The 19,704-nt window shown below is 72.3% G+C and carries 22 protein-coding genes and 1 pseudogene; 13 read left to right on the top strand and 10 right to left on the bottom strand.

What is annotated here, in order from left to right:
- Window positions 1–32 precede the first annotated feature (32 nt).
- From F1721_RS30840 to F1721_RS30810, 7 genes are all read left to right on the top strand, one after another.
- The gene (locus F1721_RS30840) at window positions 33–608 is read left to right on the top strand and encodes a hypothetical protein (protein WP_150070357.1); all 576 of its coding nucleotides are present in this window, start codon (window positions 33–35) and stop codon (window positions 606–608) included.
- 1 nt (window position 609) lies between these two features.
- Window positions 610–1,623, top strand: a complete 1,014-nt coding sequence (locus F1721_RS30835; protein WP_150070356.1) for a C40 family peptidase — start codon at window positions 610–612, stop codon at window positions 1,621–1,623.
- 135 nt (window positions 1,624–1,758) lie between these two features.
- Window positions 1,759–2,217, top strand: coding sequence for a hypothetical protein (locus F1721_RS30830; protein WP_150070355.1), 459 nt, complete (start codon window positions 1,759–1,761; stop codon window positions 2,215–2,217).
- A 78-nt stretch (window positions 2,218–2,295) separates the two neighbouring features.
- The gene (locus F1721_RS30825) at window positions 2,296–2,484 is read left to right on the top strand and encodes a hypothetical protein (RefSeq protein ID WP_150070354.1); all 189 of its coding nucleotides are present in this window, start codon (window positions 2,296–2,298) and stop codon (window positions 2,482–2,484) included.
- Between the two features lie 5 nt (window positions 2,485–2,489).
- Window positions 2,490–3,923: an RNB domain-containing ribonuclease gene (locus F1721_RS30820; RefSeq protein WP_150070353.1), complete on the top strand. Its 1,434-nt coding sequence runs from the start codon at window positions 2,490–2,492 to the stop codon at window positions 3,921–3,923.
- A 79-nt stretch (window positions 3,924–4,002) separates the two neighbouring features.
- Window positions 4,003–4,668, top strand: a complete 666-nt coding sequence (npdG, locus tag F1721_RS30815; protein WP_211840701.1) for an NADPH-dependent F420 reductase — start codon at window positions 4,003–4,005, stop codon at window positions 4,666–4,668.
- Between the two features lie 173 nt (window positions 4,669–4,841).
- Window positions 4,842–5,228 carry a DUF4326 domain-containing protein gene (locus tag F1721_RS30810; protein ID WP_150070352.1) on the top strand — a complete coding sequence of 129 codons (387 nt, stop codon included), beginning with the start codon at window positions 4,842–4,844 and terminating at the stop codon, window positions 5,226–5,228.
- A 28-nt stretch (window positions 5,229–5,256) separates the two neighbouring features.
- On the opposite strand, the gene F1721_RS30805 is transcribed toward F1721_RS30810, so the two are convergent.
- A complete protein-coding gene (locus F1721_RS30805; protein WP_150070351.1) occupies window positions 5,257–6,003 on the bottom strand; it encodes an SDR family NAD(P)-dependent oxidoreductase in 747 nt (248 codons plus the stop codon).
- 10 nt (window positions 6,004–6,013) lie between these two features.
- Complete coding sequence (locus F1721_RS30800; RefSeq protein ID WP_150070350.1) at window positions 6,014–6,601, bottom strand: hypothetical protein; 588 nt, start codon at window positions 6,599–6,601, stop codon at window positions 6,014–6,016.
- 81 nt (window positions 6,602–6,682) lie between these two features.
- Between F1721_RS30800 and F1721_RS30795 the strand changes: the two genes are divergently transcribed.
- Complete coding sequence (locus F1721_RS30795) at window positions 6,683–7,660, top strand: glutathione S-transferase family protein (RefSeq protein WP_150070349.1); 978 nt, start codon at window positions 6,683–6,685, stop codon at window positions 7,658–7,660.
- Window positions 7,661–7,896: 236 nt separating this feature from the next.
- Here the strand turns inward: F1721_RS30795 and F1721_RS30790 are convergent, their stop codons facing one another.
- Window positions 7,897–8,781, bottom strand: a complete 885-nt coding sequence (locus tag F1721_RS30790; RefSeq protein ID WP_150070348.1) for an NmrA family NAD(P)-binding protein — start codon at window positions 8,779–8,781, stop codon at window positions 7,897–7,899.
- A gap of 81 nt (window positions 8,782–8,862) precedes the next feature.
- Window positions 8,863–9,717: a 3-methyl-2-oxobutanoate hydroxymethyltransferase gene (panB, locus tag F1721_RS30785; protein ID WP_150070347.1), complete on the bottom strand. Its 855-nt coding sequence runs from the start codon at window positions 9,715–9,717 to the stop codon at window positions 8,863–8,865.
- Window positions 9,718–9,908: 191 nt separating this feature from the next.
- Here panB and F1721_RS30780 point away from each other — a divergent pair, with 191 nt between their 5' ends.
- Window positions 9,909–10,337 carry an ester cyclase gene (locus tag F1721_RS30780; protein WP_170301661.1) on the top strand — a complete coding sequence of 143 codons (429 nt, stop codon included), beginning with the start codon at window positions 9,909–9,911 and terminating at the stop codon, window positions 10,335–10,337.
- A gap of 4 nt (window positions 10,338–10,341) precedes the next feature.
- On the opposite strand, the gene F1721_RS30775 is transcribed toward F1721_RS30780, so the two are convergent.
- The gene (locus F1721_RS30775; RefSeq protein ID WP_150070345.1) at window positions 10,342–11,136 is read right to left on the bottom strand and encodes a transporter substrate-binding domain-containing protein; all 795 of its coding nucleotides are present in this window, start codon (window positions 11,134–11,136) and stop codon (window positions 10,342–10,344) included.
- Between the two features lie 179 nt (window positions 11,137–11,315).
- Here F1721_RS30775 and F1721_RS30770 point away from each other — a divergent pair, with 179 nt between their 5' ends.
- Both F1721_RS30770 and F1721_RS30765 read left to right on the top strand, forming a co-directional pair.
- Window positions 11,316–11,579: a DUF1905 domain-containing protein gene (locus tag F1721_RS30770; RefSeq protein ID WP_150070344.1), complete on the top strand. Its 264-nt coding sequence runs from the start codon at window positions 11,316–11,318 to the stop codon at window positions 11,577–11,579.
- Between the two features lie 158 nt (window positions 11,580–11,737).
- A complete protein-coding gene (locus F1721_RS30765; protein WP_150070343.1) occupies window positions 11,738–12,187 on the top strand; it encodes a VOC family protein in 450 nt (149 codons plus the stop codon).
- Between the two features lie 96 nt (window positions 12,188–12,283).
- Here F1721_RS30765 and F1721_RS30760 read toward each other — a convergent pair whose 3' ends face one another.
- The gene (locus F1721_RS30760; protein WP_150070461.1) at window positions 12,284–13,207 is read right to left on the bottom strand and encodes an SDR family oxidoreductase; all 924 of its coding nucleotides are present in this window, start codon (window positions 13,205–13,207) and stop codon (window positions 12,284–12,286) included.
- Window positions 13,208–13,324: 117 nt separating this feature from the next.
- On the opposite strand from F1721_RS30760, the gene F1721_RS30755 reads away from it, so the two are divergent.
- A complete protein-coding gene (locus F1721_RS30755) occupies window positions 13,325–13,855 on the top strand; it encodes a TetR/AcrR family transcriptional regulator (protein ID WP_246155418.1) in 531 nt (176 codons plus the stop codon).
- 228 nt (window positions 13,856–14,083) lie between these two features.
- Here F1721_RS30755 and F1721_RS35455 read toward each other — a convergent pair.
- Window positions 14,084–14,200: pseudogene (locus F1721_RS35455) on the bottom strand (MerR family DNA-binding transcriptional regulator); the annotation flags it as partial.
- Between the two features lie 107 nt (window positions 14,201–14,307).
- Here F1721_RS35455 and F1721_RS30745 point away from each other — a divergent pair.
- Complete coding sequence (locus F1721_RS30745; protein WP_150070342.1) at window positions 14,308–14,736, top strand: PPOX class F420-dependent oxidoreductase; 429 nt, start codon at window positions 14,308–14,310, stop codon at window positions 14,734–14,736.
- Between the two features lie 12 nt (window positions 14,737–14,748).
- Here F1721_RS30745 and F1721_RS30740 read toward each other — a convergent pair whose 3' ends face one another.
- The 3 genes from F1721_RS30740 to F1721_RS30730 all read right to left on the bottom strand — a co-directional run bounded on the left by F1721_RS30740 (window position 14,749) and on the right by F1721_RS30730 (window position 19,498).
- Entirely contained in the window at window positions 14,749–15,558 is an 810-nt protein-coding gene (locus F1721_RS30740; protein WP_246155417.1) for an SDR family NAD(P)-dependent oxidoreductase, read from the bottom strand.
- A 138-nt stretch (window positions 15,559–15,696) separates the two neighbouring features.
- Window positions 15,697–16,518: an SWIM zinc finger family protein gene (locus F1721_RS30735; RefSeq protein WP_150070341.1), complete on the bottom strand. Its 822-nt coding sequence runs from the start codon at window positions 16,516–16,518 to the stop codon at window positions 15,697–15,699.
- On the bottom strand, window positions 16,511–19,498 hold the full coding sequence (locus tag F1721_RS30730) for a DEAD/DEAH box helicase (protein ID WP_150070340.1): 2,988 nt from the start codon (window positions 19,496–19,498) through the stop codon (window positions 16,511–16,513). Before F1721_RS30730 ends, F1721_RS30735 begins: the two co-directional genes overlap by 8 nt.
- Window positions 19,499–19,704 lie beyond the last annotated feature (206 nt).

The following is a 19,704-nucleotide window of genomic DNA, read 5'->3' as shown; positions in this document are numbered from 1 at the left end:
CGCTTAGAGGACAGCCGGAAGAAGGGGGCCTGATGCCGATCCGGACGCACCGCGGGCGCGCTGCGGTGTACCGCAGGTTGTGGGGCTGGCCGCTGCGCTCGCCCAGGCACCTGGCCGCGGCGGTGGTCGCGCTCGCCGCCGTGGCGACGTTGATCGGTTTCGTGCTCCCCGAACCGCCGCCGAGCGAGAACCTGGCCGAGCCTGCCCCCGGCCAACCACCCGCGCACTCCGCGGTGGTGCCGCGGCCGACGAAGGCCCCGCCGACGATCTCGGTGCCCGCGGACCCGCCCCCGCAGACCGCCCCGGACCCGGCCGGGCTGGCGGTCGTCGAGGAGTGGGGCAAGGCGTGGGTGGACCACCCGGTGGGCGCCGACCGCGCGCAGTGGCTGGCGAAGCTGAAGCCCTTCACCACCGACGAGTTCATCACCGAGATGGCCTCGGTGGACCCGGTCAACGCGGGCAACGTGATCACCGGCGCCGCGACCGCGATCAGCTCGACCGGGGGCGCGATGCTGGTGCGCCTGCCCACCGACATCGGCGTGCTGCAGGTGACCGTGACCAAGACCGAGGCCGGTTGGCGAGTGGCCCAGTACGACAAGGAAGGCTGACATGCGGAAGCTCGTGGTTGCGTTCGTCGTGCTCGCGGGTTTCGCAGGTCTGGTGGGCATCGGCGCGGTCACCGTGCTGCTGTCCGGCGGCGGGGGCCGGGCTGGCTGGTCCAGCTGCAGCTCGGACCTCGGCCCGTGGGGGGACGGGCAGGAGCGCGGCGAGCGCGACGCCGCGACGCTGAGCGACGATTCGGTCCGCATCGCCCAGCGCATCATCGAGATCGGCCAGCAGCGCGGGCTGCCGCCGCGGGCCTGGCAGATCGCGATCCAGGCGGGCAAGACCGAGTCGAACCTGGCCAACGTCAACTACGGCGACCGCGACTCGCTGGGCATCTTCCAGATGCGCCCGTCCATGGGCTGGGGCAGCCCGCAGCAGGTCACCGACGTGGACTACGCGATCAACAAGTTCTACGACGTGCTCCTCGAGGTGCCCGGCTGGGAGGAGATGCGGCCCGGCACCGCCGCGCAGAAGGTGGAGCGCTCGGCGTTCCCGCTGCGCTACCACAAGTGGGAGGCGATGGCCGCGCACCTGGTCAGCACCGAGGGCGACGTCGCGGGCATCAGCGGCTGCGAGGACCTGCCGAGCGCGGGCGTGCTGGCCGAGCAGGCCCTCAAGTACGCGCACGCGCAGCTGGGCAAGCCGTACGTGTGGGGCGCCGCCGGGCCGGACACCTTCGACTGCTCGGGGCTGACCCAGCAGGCGTGGAAGGCCGCCGGGGTGGACATCCCGAAGTACTCGCAGACGCAGTACTTCCAGGGCGGCGTGCACGTGCCGCTGAACCAGGCGCAGCCCGGCGACCTGGTCTTCTGGGGCAGCGGCCGGGACCCGAAGGGCATCCACCACGTGGCGCTGTACCTGGGCGACGAGCAGGTCCTGCACGCGCCGCAGCCCGGTGAGTCCGTCGAGGTGGAGAAGCTGTGGGACGGCGGCGAGCTGCTGCCCATGGTGGTCCGACCGGCCGCCGACACGCCCCCGAAGGAGGCTGCTGCTCCTGCCGCGGGCGGCCAGCGTTAGGTAAGAATGGCGGGGGCCTGCTGACGTTGAGAGCGCGCGGCTCGGCGTGGTCCCCGGAACCCGAGGGCCCGTCGAGGTGGTGGGGCGGCTGCGCCGCTCTTCCGCGTCCGCGCGACTTCTCGGAAAGGGTGCACGATGTTCACGCCAGACCCGATTCCGCGGCCGTCCGGTCCGCCCGCGTCGAGCACGCCGCTGGGCGACTACCTCGGCCAGCCGCGTCCCGGGGTGGACGCCGGGTACGCGGTGCTGCCGCGCTCGTTGGCCGAGGCGATGCCGCTGCCGTGGCAGCAGCAGATGAGCAACCTGCTGGCCGAGTTCCACCAGGCGTTCGGGCACCTGCAGTGGCCGATCTACCGGGTCGTGCCGTCCCGCTACGAGCGGCTGGTGGACCTCGACGACGACCAGCTCGCCGAGGTCGGCTGCACCGTGGAGGTCGACGACAACGGCGAGCTCGAGTACCGGCTCCGCGACGGGCGCCGGGTGGAGAACCCGGAGACCCAGCAGGTGCTGGTGTCGTGCCTGGACCCGATCCCGAAGCAGGGCCCGGGCGGCCCGCAGCCGACCCCGGCCGCCCCGCCGCCACCAGCGTGGTGACCGGATCTCATTCGGACATCCCGGTCGAGTCGGGGCTCGGTGCGTGACAGGTGCGCGGAGTCGTGCGAGGCTCGGTGCATGCCTCGCGGACGCTGGTACTTCTGCTTGAAGCATCGGCAGGTCGAGCCGAAGGCCGGCTGCCGAGCCGCTGACCGCTTGGGGCCGTACCCGGACCAGGAGACCGCGGCCCGCGCGCTGGAGATAGCCAGGGAGCGCACCAAGGCGGCCGACGAGGCCGACGTGCGCTGGAAAGACGACGAGGACTGAGCCTCGTGTCGGCGGCGGTGGGTCCACCGTGTGGCACCGGAGTTGCCGCTGCCGCACAGGACTTCTCGGCGATCCGCAGCGAGCTGGGCCTGCCCGCGGACTACCCGCCGGCCGCGCTGGCCGAGGTCGAGCAGACCGTGGCGCAGCCGGTGCCCACCGGTTCCCGGGCGGACGCCACCGACCTGCCGCTGGTCACCGTCGACCCGCCGGGCGCCAAGGACCTCGACCAGGCGGTGCTGGTCCGCCGCCGTCACCGCGGCTACCGGATCCACTACGCGATCGCCGACGTGGCCGCGTTCGTGGTCCCCGGCGGCGCTCTCGACGTGGAGGCCCGCCGCCGCGGCCAGACCCTCTACCTGCCCGACGGCAACGTCCCGCTGCACCCGACGCGGTTGTCCGAGGACGCCGCGAGCCTGCTGCCGGGCCAGGTGCGCGCAGCCGTGCTGTGGACCATCGACCTGGACCTGGACGGGCTGCCGGTGCGGGTCGACGTCCGCCGCGCGCTGGTCCGGTCGGTGGCGCAGCTGGACTACGACGGGGTGCAGCGCTCGCTGGAGCTGGGCGCCCCGCACCCGTCGATCGCGCTGCTGCCCGACGTCGGGCGGTTGCGCCGGGAGCAGGCGATGCGGCGCGGCGCGATCGAGCTCGGGCTGCCCGAGCAGCAGGTGGAGTCCGACGGGGCGGGCGGCTGGCGGCTGGTGCTGCGGCCGCGGCTGGTGGTCGAGGCCTGGAACGCGGAGATCTCGCTGCTCACCGGCATGTGCGCGGCGGAGATGATGCTCTCCGCCGGGATCGGGGTGCTGCGCACGGTGCCGGACCCGGAGCCGGAGACGGTCGCCGGGCTGCGCCGCTCGGCCGCGCGGTTGGGGGTGGACTGGCCGGTGGACCTGCCGCCCGCGGTCGCGCTGGCCGAGCTGGACCCGATCCGGCCCGAAGCGCTCGCCGTGCACGTCGCGGCGACGCGGCTGCTGCGCGGGGCCGGGTACACCGCCTTCGGCGACGGCGCGCCCGCGAAGGCCAACCACGCGGGCATCGGTGCGTCGTACGCGCACGTCACGGCTCCGCTGCGGCGCCTGGTGGACCGCTACAGCGCGGAGGTGTGCCTGGCGGTGGCCGGGGACCGGCAGGTGCCCGGGTGGGTGCTGGAGGCGCTGGCGCAGCTGCCGTCGGCGATGGGCAGCTCGGACCGGATCGCGGGTCAGGTGGAGCGGGCCTGCATAGCGCAAGCTCAGGCGTGGTCGCTGGTCTCGCGGGTGGGGGAGGACTTCCCGGCGACCGTGCTGCGCGCGTCGAACGGCGTGGCGGGCGAGGTGTTCGTGGCCGATCCGCCGGTCATCGCCCGCTGCACCGGGGACGGGCTCGGCGAGGGCCAGCAGGTTCGGGTGCGGCTGGTGGTGGCCGACTCGGCCCGCCGCGAGGTCGCCTTCGAAGTGGCCTGACGCACACCCCCTTGGCGGATTTCGGCGCGCCGGTCGATCGTTGATGTGAGGGAATCGACGGTGACGAGAGGGGCCAGAGGTGGCTGACGTGCGGGAGATGACCATCGGGGTCCTGGGCGGGACCGGGGCGCAGGGCCGCGGGCTGGCGATCCGGTGGGCGCGGGCGGGGCTGAAGGTCGTCATCGGCTCGCGCAGCGCCGACCGGGCCGAGCAGGCGGCGAAGGAGATCGTCGAGGTCGCGGGCGGTGACGTCACCGGTCAGGACAACGCGGGTTGTGCGGCGGCGGCCGACATCGTGCTGGCGGCGGTGCCGTGGGACGGCCACGCGGAGCTGCTGAAGTCCTTGCAGCCGCAGCTGGCGGGCAAGATCGTGATCGACTGCGTGAACCCGCTGGGCTTCGACAAGAAGGGCCCGTACGCGCTGCCGGTGCCGGAGGGCAGCGCGGCGCAGCAGGCCGAGCAGCTGCTGCCGGAGTCGCGGGTGACCGCGGCGTTCCACCACGTCTCGGCGGTGACCCTGGCCGACCTGGGCGTCGAGCACGTCGACCTGGACGTCCTGGTGCTCGGCGACGACCGCGAGGCCACCGACGTGGTCCGCGCCCTGGCGGACACGATCCCCGGCGTGCGCGGCATCTACGGCGGCCGCCTGCGCAACGCCCACCAGGTGGAGGCCTTCACCGCGAACCTCATCGCGATCAACCGCCGCTACAAGGCCCACGCCGGACTCCGCATCACCGACGTCTGACGACTCCGAGCGGCTCCCGCATCCTCGGCACCCGGGAGCGGGTGGTGCCGATTTCGCGCGAAATTGACCGTCACCCGGGTGAACGGCGATTTCGTGCGAAATTGCGCGCTCCCGGGTGACGGCGTTGTCGGGGGTTGGTCGCGGCGGCACCCTGGGCGGCGGAGGTGGTGGCGGTGCTGCCGGAGGAAGCGAGTTCCTGGAGCGACGACGAGCGGGAGCGGGCCGACGCCCTGCTCGACGGCCACACCGTGGTGGTCAACGTCCGCAAGGGCGGCCCGCACAAGCACCTGGTGCCGTGGCTGGAGGAGTCCGGCCTGCTGACCTACGTGGGGCACTCCGGGCCGCGGCACTCCTGGCCGGAGTCGGAGTTCGCCAGCCCCTTCCTCAAGGAGGCCAAGGTCGACCGCGAGGCGATGGTGCGGCACTACGAGCAGTGGCTCGACGAGCAGCCGAACCTGCTGGCGAAGCTCCGCGGCGGTGAGCTGTCCGGCCGGGCCCTGGGCTGCTGGTGCGCGCCGAAGCCCTGCCACGCCGACGTCCTCGCCAAGCGCGCGGGCTGAGCGGGCCGCACCACCGCGGAGCGGGCGGTCACATCTCGGCGCGGCGGCCGCCGTCCACCGTCCAGGCCGCTCCGGTGACGTAGGAGGCCCGGGGCGAGAGCAGGAAGACCGCGACGTCCGCGAGTTCGGACGGGTCGCCGGAGCGGCGCAGCGCCGCCGCCTGCTCGGCGGCTTCCTGGGCCTTCGGGTTGCCCGCGACGAGTTCGCGGGCGCGTTCGGTGTCGAAGCGGCCCGGCAGCAGGGCGTTCACCCGGACGCCGCGCGGGCCGACCTCGTTGGCCAGGTCCTTGACGAAGCCCTGGGTGGCCGGGCGGGCGACGTTCGAGCTGGCCAGGCCGGTCAGCGGCTCCGCCCCCGAGGTGGAGGTCAGGACCACGACCGAGCCGCCGTCGCCGAGCTCGGCGGCGACGTCGCGGGCCATCCGGATCGGCGCGATGGTGGCGATCTCCAGGCCGCGGCGCAGCGTGTCGTCGTCGAGCCCGCTCGGCATCCCGGCGGGCGGCCCGCCGTGGCTGACGAAGAGCCCGTCCAGCCGCCCGAACTGCTCCCGCGCGCAGTCGATCAACCGACGTGGCGCGGTGGGGTCGGTCAGGTCGGCGGCGAGCCCGCGGGCCCGGTCGCCGAGCGCGGCGACCGCAGCGGCGGTGTTCTCCTCCGACGAGGACGAGACGACGACGTTGGCGCCCTCGTCGACCAGCGCCCGGGCGGTGGCGAAGCCGAGCCCCTTGCTGGCGCCGGTGACGATGAAGCAGCGCCCGGAGAGATCCAGATCCATGCCCGGCACCCTAAGCCGCCGCGGCCCCGCCGGGAAGGTCACGCCGCTGCCACGCGCGCCACGCGAGGAGGCCGAACGCCACCACCATCAGCAGGTCGGCGAGGTAGGCGATCCAGTCGACGCGGAGGACCCGGGCCAGCGGGAAGAAGATCGCGGCGAGGCAGATCAGGACCGAGACCCAGCGCGGTGCCAACCGGGTCCACCCGAGCATCGCGCCGAAGGCCAGCAGCGCCAGCGGGAAGCCCGGCCCCGGCAGCAGCAGCACGAACAGGCTGTGCGGCGGGTAGTCCTCGAACGCCGCCAGCGAAGCCCGCCCGGTGATGCCGAAAACCCCTTCGAAGAACCCCTGCAGCCCGAAGGCGATGCTGCCGAACATCCCGATCAGCAGCAGCAACAACCACAGCCCGGCCAGGGTGGGCAGGCGCTCGCGCAGCCGCTCGTACTCGCCGATCAGCCCGTACACCCACGGCACCGCGGACAGCGCGATCAGCGCGCCGCCGGTGACCCCGTAGTGGCCGTCGATCCAGAAGAACGGCGAGATCGCGAAGACCACCGGTCCCAGCAGGAGCGCAACCGCCTGCAGTCGCTGCACCACCATGACCGGAGGCTAGGGACGCCCCCACCATCCCGCTAGCCGGGAATCCGGACGAACGGCGGCGCGCGGGCCTAGGGTGGCGGCATGGCTGAGGCGCAGTTCGGGGCGGAGACGTCGAAGCGCGGCGAGTGGGTGCGGCAGGCGAACCGGTTCACCGACCGGATCACCGCCGACGGCTCCTCCGGGTGGCCGGTGGAGCCGGGCCGGTACCGGCTGGTGGTGAGCCTGGCCTGCCCGTGGGCGCACCGGTCGGTGATCGTGCGCCGGTTGCTGGGGTTGGAGGACGTGCTGTCGCTGGGCGTGGTGGACCCGATCCGGGACGAGGCGGGCTGGCGGTTCGGCCTCGACCCGGACGGCCGCGACCCGGTCACCGGGATCTCCCACCTGTCCGAGGCGTACCTGGCCGCCGACCCGGAGTTCGCCGGGCGGTACACGGTCCCGGCGATCCTGGACGTCGCCGAGCGCAAGGTCGTCACCAACGACTACCCGCAGATCACCCTCGACCTGTCCACCCAGTGGGCCGCGCACCACCGCGAGGGCGCCCCGCAGCTCTACCCCGAGCACCTGCGCGCGGAGATCGACGAGGTCAACGCCGAGGTGTACGCCGACGTCAACAACGGCGTGTACCGCTGCGGCTTCGCCACCTCGCAGCAGGCCTACGAGGAGGCCTTCGAGCGGCTCTTCGCCCGCCTGGACCGGTTGTCCGAGCGGCTGGCCGACCAGCGCTACCTCGTCGGCGACACGATCACCGAGGCCGACGTCCGGCTGTTCACCACGCTGGTCCGGTTCGACGCGGTCTACCACGGCCACTTCAAGTGCAACCGGCAGAAGCTGACCGAGCTGCCGGTGCTGTGGGCCTACGCCCGCGACCTGTTCCAGACCCCGGGCTTCGGCGACACGGTCGACTTCGACCACATCAAGCGGCACTACTACGCCACCCACCACCAGATCAACCCGACCGGCATCGTCCCGGCCGGCCCGGACCTGTCCGGCTGGCGCACCCCGCACGGCCGGGAATCCCTGGGCGGCAGGCCCTTCGGCGACGGCACCCCGCCCGCCTAGCGGCCGTTCTCGACCGGGCTGGGGCGCTGGCACCTGCGGGTCTTCGACGGTCGCGAGCAGCTGGGGATGGTGGAGCCGCTGCCGGGGAGCGCTGGGGTACATCGCGGATCCCGGGCGGTTGGACGAGGTCCTGGAGCAGCTCGAAGCGGTCCACCGAACCACCGGGGAACCGTGGGCGCGGTTGGCCTGCGGTTGAGGCGCGGAAGTCGGACGTGGTCCCGCCGCCTCACCGGTTTTCAGAGCGCGGGCCGGAGGTGCGCGTACGCCCAGGCCGCGAGCGTGGTCGGTGTGGTGGTGAGGATGCTGCGCTCGTCCTCGGGGGTGAAGCCGTCGCGCTGCCCGACCGACATGCCGACGATGCCCTCGACCTGCCCGCTGCTCAGACCAGCTGAGCGCAGTGCGGCGCGGAACTCGTCGTCGGAGATCCGCACAGCGCGCACCTCGTTCCCCACGGCCCGGCTCACGATCTCGGCCACCCGCGAGAACGTCAGGTCCTCCGGACCGTGCACGGCCTGCACACCGGCGCCCGACCAGCTGTCCGAGAGCAGTCTCGCGGCCGCGACCTCGCCGATGTCGCGGGGATCGACCCAGGGCATCGAGAAGTCGAGGGGCCACGGGGTGCGGAGCACGCCGCTGCGCAGGTCCGCGAGGTCCATGAGCAGGTTGGTGAAGAAGTAGCCGCAGCGCAGGTGCAGCACGCTGGCCCCGGTGGCGTTCAGCATCTCCTCGGTCCTGGCCAGCCCGTCGATCTCCCCGGCGCCGTGGCGCTTCTCCGCGCCGATGCTGCTGAGGAACACGGTGCGGGGGATGTCGTTCTCCCGAACTGCCCGCGCTGCGTTGGCGCCCATGCGGGCATAACCGGCGGCCGGGTCGTCGTCCGCCGTGGGCGGGTCCACCCAGAAGAGGCAGTCAGCGCCCCGCGTCGCGCGGACGACGGCGTCCGCATCTCCCTGATCGCACTGCACGACGTCCACCCGGTCGCGCGTGGCCGCGTCGAGCTTCTCCGGCGCTCGCAGCAGCAGCGTCGGGCGCACGCCCGCTTGCAGGAGCAGCTGCACGACTCGCGAGCCCACGTGTCCGGTGGGCGTGGTGACGACGATCTTCCTGGGTTCGTGTTGCATGCCCGGAACGCTACGGTCGATCGCGGCCGGGTTCTGACCGCGATTGCGGGGGCTCCCGGAGCGGGAGCCCCCGCCGCCCGGTCAGCGGAAGGAGTGCTCCGCGGCGGGGAAGGCGCGGCCGCGGACGTCCTCGGCGAAGCGGGTGGCCGCGTCGGCGAGGATGCCGCCCACGTCGGCGTAGCGCTTGACGAAGCGCGCCGTGCGGCCGGTGTTCATGCCCGACATGTCGGTCCACACCAGCACCTGCGCGTCGCAGTCCGGCCCGGCGCCGATGCCGACCGTCGGGATGCGCAGCTCGCCGGTGACCTGCTTGGCCGCCTCCGCGGTCACCATCTCCAGCACCACGGCGAACGCACCGGCCTCCTGCACCGCCAGCGCGTCGGCCAGCAGCTCCTCGGCCGCGTCGCCGCGGCCCTGCACCCGGTACCCGCCGAGGCCGTGCTCGCTCTGCGGGGTGAAGCCGATGTGCGCCATCACCGGGATACCGGCCGAGACCAGCGCCTCGATCTGCGGGGCGTAGCGCCGCCCGCCCTCCAGCTTGACCGCGTGCGCGCGGCCCTCCTTCATGAACCGCGTCGCGGTGGCCAGCGCCTGCTCCGGCGAGGCCTGGTAGGAGCCGAACGGCAGGTCGGCCACCACCAGCGCGCGCTCGGCGGAGCGGGTCACGGCGCGCACCAGCGGCAGCAGCTCGTCCACGGTCACCGGCAGCGAGGACTCGTAGCCGTAGACGTTGTTGGCCGCCGAGTCGCCGACCAGCAGCACCGGGATCCCGGCCTGGTCGAAGATCCGCGCGGTGTACATGTCGTAGGAGGTGAGCATCGGCCAGGGTTCGCCGCGCTCCTTCAGCTGCTGCAGGTGGTGGATGCGGACCCGCCGCTTGGTGGGGGTCGAGCCGTACGGGGCAGCTGTTTCGCCCTGGTTCTGGGCAGCAGTCATCGTTGACCGTCCTGTTCCCTCGAGGCCTGCTCGGCAGGTCCCCGGGTAGTTGCGGATGGTTGCACCGGAAAGCGTCGCACGCTCCGGCGGCCGCGCCGAGACCTGGCGGAGCAACGTCACACCGGGAGCCTTTCGCCCCTGGCCCGCTCCAGCGGTGCGGGCGGAGCATGCGGGGGCGGGAGGGATCGGCGATGCGCAACCAGGACACCCACCGCAAGCTGCACGAGCTGTTCAACGAGCGCCAGCTCGACGAGATGGACCACCACGTCGGCGCCGAGTTCGCCTACATCGACCACCCCCGCCGCGGCACCATGCACACGCTGGCCCAGTTCAAGGAGTGGCTGGGGGAGTGGATCAGCGCGTTCTCGGACGCGCGCGTGATCGGCGCGTCCTACGTCGACGGCCCCGGCTTCTCGGTGGCCTACTTCCACGGCCGCGGCGAGAACGACGGCCCGCTCGGCAAGCACGAGCCGACCGGTCGCCAGATGGACATGGCGTTCTGCGAGACGCTGCGCTACGACGAGCACGGCCGGGTCATCGGCGGCGAGGTCTACTACGACCAGCTGACCCTGCTGGCCCAGCTGGGCCTGGTCGAGCAGGCGGCCACCCGGCGCGCCTGAGCGGTCAGCCGATCCAGGGCTCGGAGATCCGCGCGTAGGTGCCGTCGTGCATCGCGAGGTTGAGCCACTGGTCGACGTACTGCTGGAACACCACGTCGCCCTTCGGCAGCAGGTAGGCCTTCTCGCTGAAGGTGAACGGCTGGTCGGGGTGCACCGAGCACAGCTCGGGGTGCTGCTTGGCCTGCCAGCGGGTCTCGGCGGCGTCGGTCATCATCAGGTCGGCCTCGCCGTCGATGATCTGCTGGAAGATCGTGTTGTTGTCCGGGTGGTCGACGATGGTGGCCCGCTTGAGGTTGGCCCGGGCGAACTTCTCGTTGGTGCCGCCGGGGTTGACCACCGCCCGGACGCCGGGCTGGTCGATCTGCTCCAGCGTCTGGAACCGCGCGGCGTTCTCGCAGCGGGTGATCGGCGTCTTGCCGTCCACGACGTAGGCGCGGCTGAAGAACGCCTCCCGGGCGCGCTCCAGCGTGATCGACACCCCGCCGACGGCGATGTCGCACTTGGCGGTGAAGTCCTCGACCAGCGTCTTCCAGGTGGTGGGCACGATGGTGGCCCGCACCCCGAGCTCACCGGCCAGGTCGTGCGCCATGTCGATGTCGATGCCGCTCCACTGCCCGGCCTGGTCCCGGTAGGTGAACGGCCGGTAGTCCCCGGTGCTGCACACCCGCAGCTCACCGCGCTGCACGACCTCGTCCAGCCGGTTCGCGGCGGCCGCGGGCTCCGGCGCCGGGGTGCACGACGCGCTCACCGCGACGACCCCGGCCACGACCAACCCGACCCCGAACCGCTTCCACCGCATGACGCCCGCCTTTCGATCTTCGCCGCACATGCATAACCCGTCGGCCCGCCGAAATCCAGTGCGCGGACGCCGGGATCCGTGCGACGTCCTGCGCGGAGGTGGGCCGCGGCGTGCTCGGCTGACACCGATTAGTTCTGCCGCGCCCGCGGGTCTACCCGTGCAGCGCTGAGGAGGCTGCCATGGATGAGACGTTCACCGCCGAGCTGCGGAAGAGCCCCAAGCCGGGCGGTTGGACCTACGTGGTCTGGCCGCGATCGGCGGAGTACTTCGGCACCCGCGGTCTGGTGAAGGTGCGCGGCACGATCGACGGCGAACCGTTCCAGAGCTCCTTCATGGCCCTGGGCGACGGCACGCACAAGCTCCCGGTGAGGGCGGCGATCCGGGAGAAGCTGGGCAAGCAGCCCGGCGACGAGGTCGTCGTCCGCCTCCTGGAACGCCTCTGACCAGCGTTCTCGGCGGTGGGAAAAACGGTGAAAAGGAGGCTGCAACCAAACGCCGACCCCGACGTCTAATGAGCGGGGAGCGCGTGGGACCGCGGGAGGGAGGGTTCTGGGGGTACCTCCCTCCCGCGGCCGGTCGAACCCCCGCTGATTGGATCTCGGTGACGTCCTTCTACCACGTGTGCTTCGCGGTGCCCGACCTCGAGCGAGCGATGCGCGACCTCGAGAACGCGTCCGGTGCCGAGTGGCACGAGCCGCAGACCAGCACCCTCGGCGACTGGCAGTACCGCATCGTCTTCACCGCGGGCGGAGCCCCGTTCATCGAGCTGATCGAAGGCCCACCGGGCAGCCCCTGGGACGCCTCGGCGGGAGCCCGCTTCGACCACCTCGGCTACTGGACGACGGACCTCGAAGCGGGCACCCGCCGCCTGGAATCCCTGGGCCTCCCCGAGGACTTCTCCGGCTGCCCGTACGGCAGGGCCTTCGCCTACCACCGGGTGGACTCCATCGGAGCCCGAGTGGAACTGGTGGACCTCACCCGCCAACAACCCTTCCTCGAAACCTGGCACCCCACAGGCACCCCGATGCCCGCCATCGACGAAAGCCGGTGACGAGGGCACCTTCGACGTCCTCCGGGGGGGCTGGTGACCTCGCACGAAATCGCCGGCACCCGCGGGCGCGACATCGTCTTCGCGCGGAATCCGGCGTCAGAGGCCGTTGCTGATCGCGTTCGGGGCGAAGTAGTGGCCCTCCTCGATTTCCTCGAACAGACCCGGCCAGGTGGGGACCCAGTCGATGACCTCTCGGGTGTGGGCGCTGGAGACCGGGGTGTCGGACTTGAGGAACATCCCGAGGAACCCGAAGTGCTCGTCGACCCGATCCATCGGCACCGGACGCACCGGGAGATCGAGGTGGCGACCGATGGCCTGGGCGATCTCGCGCAGCGGGATGCCCTCCTCGGCCACCGCGTGCAGGTACCCGGTCGCCCCGGTCTCGATCGCCAGGCGGAAGAGCCGGGCGGTGTCCCGGACGTGCACCGCTGACCAGCGTGCCGACCCGTCGCCGGGGTAGCCCGAGAAGCCCTTCTCGCGGGCGGTCCCGATGAGGGCGGGGAGGAACCCGTTGTCGCCCTCGCCGTGGTTGACCGGTGCCAGCCGCAGCACCGAGGGGCGCAGACCCCGCTCGGCGAGGGCGAGCGCAGCGTCGTCCGAGGGCTGTCGCGCGGCGATCAGGGCGTCCGCCGCGGGACGATCTCGCTCTGTGGCGGGGACGCCGTTCCGCGCGAGTCCGGCAGTGCCGGTGGCGATTGCGATGGCGCCGCCGGTGGGGAGTGCCTGGCCCAGGGCCTGGATCGTGGCCACGTCGGAGGCGACGGCGTCGTGCATCCGCCCGGCGCGGGCGAGGTCGACAGGAAAGGCGAGGTGGATCACGGCGTCGGACGCTGCAGCTGCGTCGCGCAGCACGTGGAAATCGTCGACGGTGCCGCGGATCGGCGTGGCACCCGCAGCCGTGACGGCGGCCGCCGATGCCTCCGAGCGGGCGAGGCCGATGACCTGGTGCCCAGCGGCGACGAGCTCGGGGACGACGGCGGAGCCGACCCAGCCCGACGCGCCGGTGACGAAGACGCGCATGGGAACCCCTTCCAGAGGAATGATGTCAGACACTGTCATGGCGGTGCGTTTCATGTCAACGACTGTCATCACTAAACTGCGGGAATGGGTCGTTGGCAGCCGGACGCTGAAGGGCGCTTGCAGCGCGCCGCGCTGGAGCTGATCGCCGACCAGGGCTACGACCGGACCACCGTCGCCGAGATCGCCGCGTCCGCGGGACTCACCGAGCGCACCTTCTTCCGGTACTTCGCCGACAAGCGAGAAGTGCTCTTCGCCGGTCAGGAACGCTTCATCGGCATGGTCGTCGACGCCCTGATCGCAGCGCCGCCGGACCTGGCGCCGCTCGAGGCCATCATCAGCGCATTCGGCGCGACCACCGCGTGGTTCGACGAGCGGCGCGCCCTGGCCCGGAGCCGTCAGGGCGCGATCGATGCGCACCCCGACTTGCAGGAACGCGAGCTGGCCAAGGTCGCGAAGTTGAGCGCGGCGATGACGCAGGCGCTGCGCGACAGAGGGGCATCCGAGCCGCAAGCCGCTCTCGCCGCTGCAGCCGGAGTAGCCGCATTCCGGTTCGGATTCGCCCAGTGGCTCGCCGACGAGGACGGGCACGATCTCGAGTCGCACATCCTGTCGGCCGTCGAGGACCTGCGCAAGGTCACCGCCGTCTGACACCTGTACGGGGCAGCTGCCCGTGCTCGTCGAGCATGGCCAGAAGGCGCTGTTCACGGACCAGCACCGAAGGCCGTAGCACCAGTTCACGCACTTGCTTCCGATTGCGCGGTGTTCGGCGGTGGGTGAACGCGGCGATCTGGGTGTTCCCGTTGGCAGAACTCCCACCCCGGCCCGCTGCGACCCGGCGGGCGAACCCCGCGCCAGCTGGATCGCGTCGCGCAGGCCGTAACGGCGGTAGCCGTTGGCCCGGCGCTCCGGTTCGGGCAGCAGGCCCTGGTGGTGGTAGTGGCGCACGGTCCGCGTGGACACGCCGACCAGCGCGGTGATCTCACCGATTCGCATGTCGTCAGTAGAAGCGTTGACGCTGCGACAAGGTCAAGGCTGGTGCGCGCTGGCCGGTGGACCGGGGTGATGGGAGGCTGGCCGCGAGCAGCGCGAAGGAGTCGTTCATGTCCTTCACCGACGAGGAGATCGCTTACCTGCGGTCGCAGCCGATCGTCCGGTTCTCCACCGTCGCCGCCGACGGGCAGCCCGATGTGGTGCCGCTCGCCTGCGAGTTCGACGGGATCTACTTCTGGGTCGGCGGGAGCGGTGCCTCGGTCGCCAACACCCGGAAGTTCCGCAACGTCCGGGACGGAAACCCCAAGGTCGCCCTGGTCTTCGACGACCTGGTGTCCTTCGACCCCTTCGTCGCGCGGGGGATCCGCGTCTACGGCGAGGCGGAGGGGCCGATCGAGCGGGTCGGGATGATCGGGCCGGGGGTGTACCTGCGCATCACCCCGACCACCTCCTGGAGCTGGAACATGGCGGGTGAACCCGTCGGCGAGAACTGGTACGAAATGCGCCGCACCGTTCACCAGACCCCGTCGGACAGCTGAGAACCGCGCTCGTCAGGAGACCAGTTCGTCCGAGACTTCCCAGAGCTCTTGGGCGTGCGTCTCGTCGTAGCACTCCGCTGAGCTCCGGCTCAGCTCGCGGCCCGCGAAGTACCCGCCACTGACCCGGCCGACGACGGGGCGGTGATCAGCGAGGTCAGGGCGGCTGCGGCTTGATCGACCGGCCGGATGCCGGGAACCGCACGCACCAGCAGCGGGCCGGTTCGCGCGTGGAGACGCCGAATCGCCGCGGGGTAATCGCGCGCCAGCCCGGTCTCCGGCATCGGCCCCGGATCGAAGGCGTTGACCGCGATCCGCCGATCGCGCACCCCTGCGCGCCAGTTCGTAAGCGGTGTAGATGTTCGCCAGCTTCGAGGTCGAGTAGCGAACGGGCCCGTCGCGGCCCGAGCCGCCCAGCGACGACAGAGCGGGATCGGCGAGTGCGCGGGGATCCTCCCAGCGAGGAGCGGGAACCTCGAACGACCGCAACGGCCCGAGGTGCGTACCGCTGGACACGAGCGCGATGCGAGCGGGCTCGACCAGCTGCCCGAGCAGCGCGCGGATCAGGGCGAAGTGGCCGAGGTGGTTGGTGGCGAAGGTCGCTCGTACCCATCGGTGGGACCGCTGTGCACCACGGGTGATCTGGACCCCGGCGTTGCACACCAGCGCGCCCAGCGGCTGCCCGTCCAACGCGCGCACCGCGTTCCGCACCGAGGACAGATCGGCCACGTCCACCTCGAGCACGGCCACGGCCGCGCCCGGAACGTCCTCGCGAATCGCGGCGGCAGCGGCGGCGTCACGGTCAGCGCTGCGGCATCCGAGCACCACCGGCCGACCCGCGCGCCAGCGATGTCGAGGTGGCCAGTCCCAGCCCGGACGAAGCCCCGGTGACCAGGACAGCCTCGCCCACCGCAATCTTCCGCAGGGGGAGCCTACCGGCAGGAACGCCTCCCGAGCCCGTTCTCACCGCTCCCGCGCGGACATCGCCCGGTAGGCGGGGCGGAGGAGGTCGACCGCCGGCACACCGCCGACGTGCACGTCGAGCGGGGCGAGTTCGTCGAGGAGCGCGTCCGGAGCGGTGCTCTGCGGGGCGGCCGGTGGCGCCGGGAGTTCCGGTGCGGTCCAGAAGGTGTCCAGGCGGTCCGCCAGCGTTTCAGCGTCGGCGGGCTCCTGGGTGGCCGGGCCGGTCGTGCCGCGGAGCGCGCGCAGGCGGTCCAGGAGCTCTTCGCGGGATCGGCCGCGCCAGGCGAGGATCTGGAACGGGTCCGCGTCGAAGGACTCCGCCAGCAGGTAGCAGGTCGCCGCCAGGTGCTTGCACGGGATCTCCCAGTCCGGGCACGAGCAGTCCATGGTCAGCTCGCGCATCGTCGTCGGGAACAGCTCCAGGCCGAGCTCGGCGAAGACCTCCTCGACGTCGGTGGGCATCTCCCCGGCCAGCAGCTTCGCCGCGTACAGCGCCTGCCCGGCCAGCGCCCGCTCGACCTGCTCCCACTCCGCCGACGAGAACGCCTTGATGCCGATGCGCGCCCGGTACGGCTCGGGCCGGGAACCCTGCACCAGGCCGACCACCACGCTCGTGGACAGCGTCAGGTTCAGCACCTGCCCGGCTCGCGCGTAGTTCTTGCCGCGCTGCAGCCGCCCGCCCATGCCGAACGACTCCAGCACCTCGATGAACCGCCGCGACCACCAGGTCTGCGCGATCTCGCCGCGCTTGCTGCGCGCCTTGATGCCGCCCTCGACGCGGATCGGCTTGCCGGGGCGGGGGAATCCGCGCCACTCACTCACCGACGGCCTCCGCTTCCAGCGCCACCAGCTCGCGCAGCTGGCTGGTGGACAGCTCGGTCAGCCAGTTCTCCCCGGAACCGACCACCAGCTGCGCGAGCGCCTTCTTGTCCGCCATCATCCGGTCGATCTTCTCCTCCAGGGTGCCGATGCAGGTCAGCTTGCGGACCTGCACGTCCCGGCGCTGCCCGATGCGGAACGCCCGGTCGGTGGCCTGGTCCTCGACCGCCGGGTTCCACCAGCGGTCCAGGTGCACGACGTGGTTGGCGGCGGTCAGCGTCAACCCGGTGCCACCGGCTTTGAGCGACAGCAGGAAGATCGCCGGGCCGTCGGACTCCTGGAACCGGCGGACCATCTCGTCGCGGGCCTTCTTCGGCGTGCCGCCGTGCAGGAGCAGCACCTCGGTGTCGAACCGGGCGGCCAGGTGCGGCACCAGCATCCCGGCGAAGCCCGCGAACTGGGTGAAGCACAGCGCCTTGTCGCCGTCGGCCAGCACCGATTCGAGGATCTCCTCCAGCCGCGCCAGCTTCCCGGACCGGCCGGGCAGCGGGGAGCCGTCGCCGAGCAGCTGCGCCGGGTGGTTGCACACCTGCTTGAGCTTGGACATCGTCGCCAGCACCAGGCCGCGCCGCTCCATGCCCTCGCTCTCGTCGATGCGCGCCAGCATGTCGTCCACCACCGCCTGGTACAGCGAGGCCTGCTCGGCGGTGAGGTTGCACAGCTGCTTCATCTCGATCTTGTCCGGCAGATCGCTGATGATCGCCGGATCGGTCTTCACCCGCCGCAGCACGAAGGGTCCGGTGACGCGCCGCAGCCGCGCGGCCGCCCCGGTGTCGCCGTCGCGCTCGATCGGCACCGCGAACCGCGCCCGGAAGGTGCTCAGCGAGCCGAGCACGCCGGGGTTGGCGAAGTCCATGATGGACCAGAGCTCGGCGAGCCGGTTCTCCACCGGGGTGCCGGTCAGCGCGATCCGCTGCCGCGCGGACAGCCCGCGCACCGCCCGGGCCTGCCGGGAGTTGCTGTTCTTGATGTTCTGCGCCTCGTCGAGCACCACCCGGTCCCAGCGGATCTCCCGCAGCACGGCCGAATCCCGCGCGGCCAGCGGGTAGGTGGTGATGACCAGGTCGTGCCCGCCTGCCTCCTCCAGCAGGTCCTCGCCGGTGAGCCGGTCGGAGCCGTGGTGGACGTGCACCTTCAGCGACGGCGCGAACCGCGCGGCCTCCCGCTGCCAGTTGCCGACCAGCGACATCGGGCAGACCAGCAGCGTCGGCCCGCGCGATCCCCCGGCGCGCACCAGGGCCTCCAGCGCCAGCAGCTGCACGGTCTTGCCCAGGCCCATGTCGTCGGCGAGGCACGCCCCGAGCCCGAGGCGGTCCAGGAACGCCAGCCAGGCCAGACCGCGCCGCTGGTACGGGCGCAAGGTCGCGTTGAAGCCCTCGGGCGGCTCCACCGGCTCCAGGTGCTGCTCGAGCTGGCCGGACAGCAGGTCGCCGACCCACCCGCGCCCGCTGACCTGCACGACCGGCATCGGCCGTTCGGCGTCCTCCGCCGGGAGCCCGGCCTGCAGCAGCACCTCGCCCGCGGTCATCTGCCCGGACCCGGACCGCTCCAGGAACGCCAGCCCGGCCGCCAGGCGCTTGCGGTCGATCCGGACCCACCGGCCGCGCAGCCGCACCAGCGGGACCTTCGCGGCGGCCAGCTCGTCCAGCTCCGCCTCGGTCAGCTGCTCGTTGCCGAGCGCCAGGTCCCAGCGGTAGTCGACCAGGTCGGCCAGCCCGACGCCGGACTCCTTGGCCACCGCGCCAGCGGTGCCGGTGCTGGTCGCGGTCAGCTTCAGGCCGAGCTCCTCGGTGCGCCCCCACCAGGACGGCAGCAGCACGCCGAACCCCGCCTGGTCCAGCAGCGTCGCGCTGGTCAGGAACTCGTACGCGCCGTCGGCGTCCAGCAGCAGCTCGCTCGGGTGCGGCACGCGCAGCGCCCGGTCCAGCACCGGGAAGATCCGGCTGGCCGCGCCGAGGTCGGTGAGCAGCAGCTCCTCCGGCTCGTCGACCCAGCGCTGCAGGACCCTGCTGTCCGCCCGCCACACCTCCTCGGCCGACACCAGCACGCTCGGGTCGTCCACGGCCTGCAGCAGGAACTCCAGGCGCCAGTCCTCGTCGTCCTCGGGCGCGTGCAACCGGAAGCAGGTCCGCACCGGGCTCTGCCGACCCCCGCTGGCGCGCCAGCTGTCCAGCTGCCGCGCGAGCTTGCGGACCTGCCCCTCCGCGCTGTCGAACCGCGGTTCCCCGGTCAGCGCCCGCAGCCACGCGGCCGCCGCGGTCCGCCCGCGGGTCAGCTCGAGATCGGCGACCCGGCTGCGCGCGATGCCGTCGACCAGCACGTCCAGCGCGGTGCGCAGGACCTCGGCGGGGGCATCGCCGCGCTCGCAGCGGAACGCCGGTGGCATCGCGTCGCGCAGGGCCACGAAGTGCGCCGAATCCGTGCTGGACAGGGCCGGTCGCCAGCGCGCGGTCGGCCACTCGTCCGCGTCGACCAGCGCGGGCAGCACCCGCCCACCCGACACGAGCTGCTCCGCCCACTCGGCGAGGCCGCGCAGGAACCGCGCCGAAGCCCCCGACCGGCAGCCGGGCACGTCCTCGTCCAGCAGCTCGACCACCGAAGCCGGGCTGCACGACACGGCGGGCACCAGCCACTCCCGCAGCCGCAGCTTCCCGCGCGGCGCGGGCCCGGCGGTCAGCGGGTCCCGGACCAGCTCCGGCGACGGGACCGGAGCGGAGGCGTAGGACGGCAGCTGAACCCGCACCGGGTCGACCTTGACCGGCTCCCCGGCCAGCGCATCGCGCAGCGCCTCACCCGGAACCGCGAACGGGTGCGCCAGCGGACCGCTCGGCGCGCGCCCGGGAACCCGGGCGGGGAGCTCGGAGTCCTCGGCCCACAGCACCAGCCGACCGTCCACAGTGCACAGCGCGTGCACGGCCCACACCGGATCTTCCTCCTTAGGTCGCCACGACCCCGGACGGCCGCGATTTCAATGGAAATCGCACGTCCGACTTCCATTGAAATCGCGGAGCCACCCGACGCACGTCGGCATGTCCGGACCCCGACGCGCCGACGGTCCGCAGTTTCAACTGAAACTGCGATCCGCCGTGGGTGGGAACCGCGGTTTCAACTGAAACTGCGCGTTCGCCC

The sequence above is a fragment of the Saccharopolyspora hirsuta genome (assembly GCF_008630535.1).
Taxonomy (GTDB): Bacteria; Actinomycetota; Actinomycetes; order Mycobacteriales; family Pseudonocardiaceae; genus Saccharopolyspora; species Saccharopolyspora hirsuta.
This window is presented reverse-complemented; position numbering and strand designations above follow the sequence as displayed.

What these genes read in the sequence shown, in the direction of transcription:
- F1721_RS30805 (WP_150070351.1), bottom strand. Translation starts at nt 6,003, where the DNA reads ATGGATCTGGATCTCTCCGGGCGCTGCTTCATCGTCACCGGCGCCAGC.
- F1721_RS30790 (WP_150070348.1), bottom strand. Translation starts at nt 8,781, where the DNA reads ATGCAACACGAACCCAGGAAGATCGTCGTCACCACGCCCACCGGACAC.
- F1721_RS30830 (WP_150070355.1), top strand. Translation starts at nt 1,759, where the DNA reads ATGTTCACGCCAGACCCGATTCCGCGGCCGTCCGGTCCGCCCGCGTCG.
- F1721_RS30745 (WP_150070342.1), top strand. Translation starts at nt 14,308, where the DNA reads ATGTCCTTCACCGACGAGGAGATCGCTTACCTGCGGTCGCAGCCGATC.
- F1721_RS30780 (WP_170301661.1), top strand. Translation starts at nt 9,909, where the DNA reads ATGCGCAACCAGGACACCCACCGCAAGCTGCACGAGCTGTTCAACGAG.
- F1721_RS30825 (WP_150070354.1), top strand. Translation starts at nt 2,296, where the DNA reads ATGCCTCGCGGACGCTGGTACTTCTGCTTGAAGCATCGGCAGGTCGAG.
- F1721_RS30840 (WP_150070357.1), top strand. Translation starts at nt 33, where the DNA reads ATGCCGATCCGGACGCACCGCGGGCGCGCTGCGGTGTACCGCAGGTTG.
- F1721_RS30800 (WP_150070350.1), bottom strand. Translation starts at nt 6,601, where the DNA reads ATGGTGGTGCAGCGACTGCAGGCGGTTGCGCTCCTGCTGGGACCGGTG.
- F1721_RS30795 (WP_150070349.1), top strand. Translation starts at nt 6,683, where the DNA reads ATGGCTGAGGCGCAGTTCGGGGCGGAGACGTCGAAGCGCGGCGAGTGG.
- F1721_RS30770 (WP_150070344.1), top strand. Translation starts at nt 11,316, where the DNA reads ATGGATGAGACGTTCACCGCCGAGCTGCGGAAGAGCCCCAAGCCGGGC.
- F1721_RS30835 (WP_150070356.1), top strand. Translation starts at nt 610, where the DNA reads ATGCGGAAGCTCGTGGTTGCGTTCGTCGTGCTCGCGGGTTTCGCAGGT.
- panB (WP_150070347.1), bottom strand. Translation starts at nt 9,717, where the DNA reads ATGACTGCTGCCCAGAACCAGGGCGAAACAGCTGCCCCGTACGGCTCG.
- F1721_RS30775 (WP_150070345.1), bottom strand. Translation starts at nt 11,136, where the DNA reads ATGCGGTGGAAGCGGTTCGGGGTCGGGTTGGTCGTGGCCGGGGTCGTC.
- F1721_RS30760 (WP_150070461.1), bottom strand. Translation starts at nt 13,207, where the DNA reads ATGCGCGTCTTCGTCACCGGCGCGTCGGGCTGGGTCGGCTCCGCCGTC.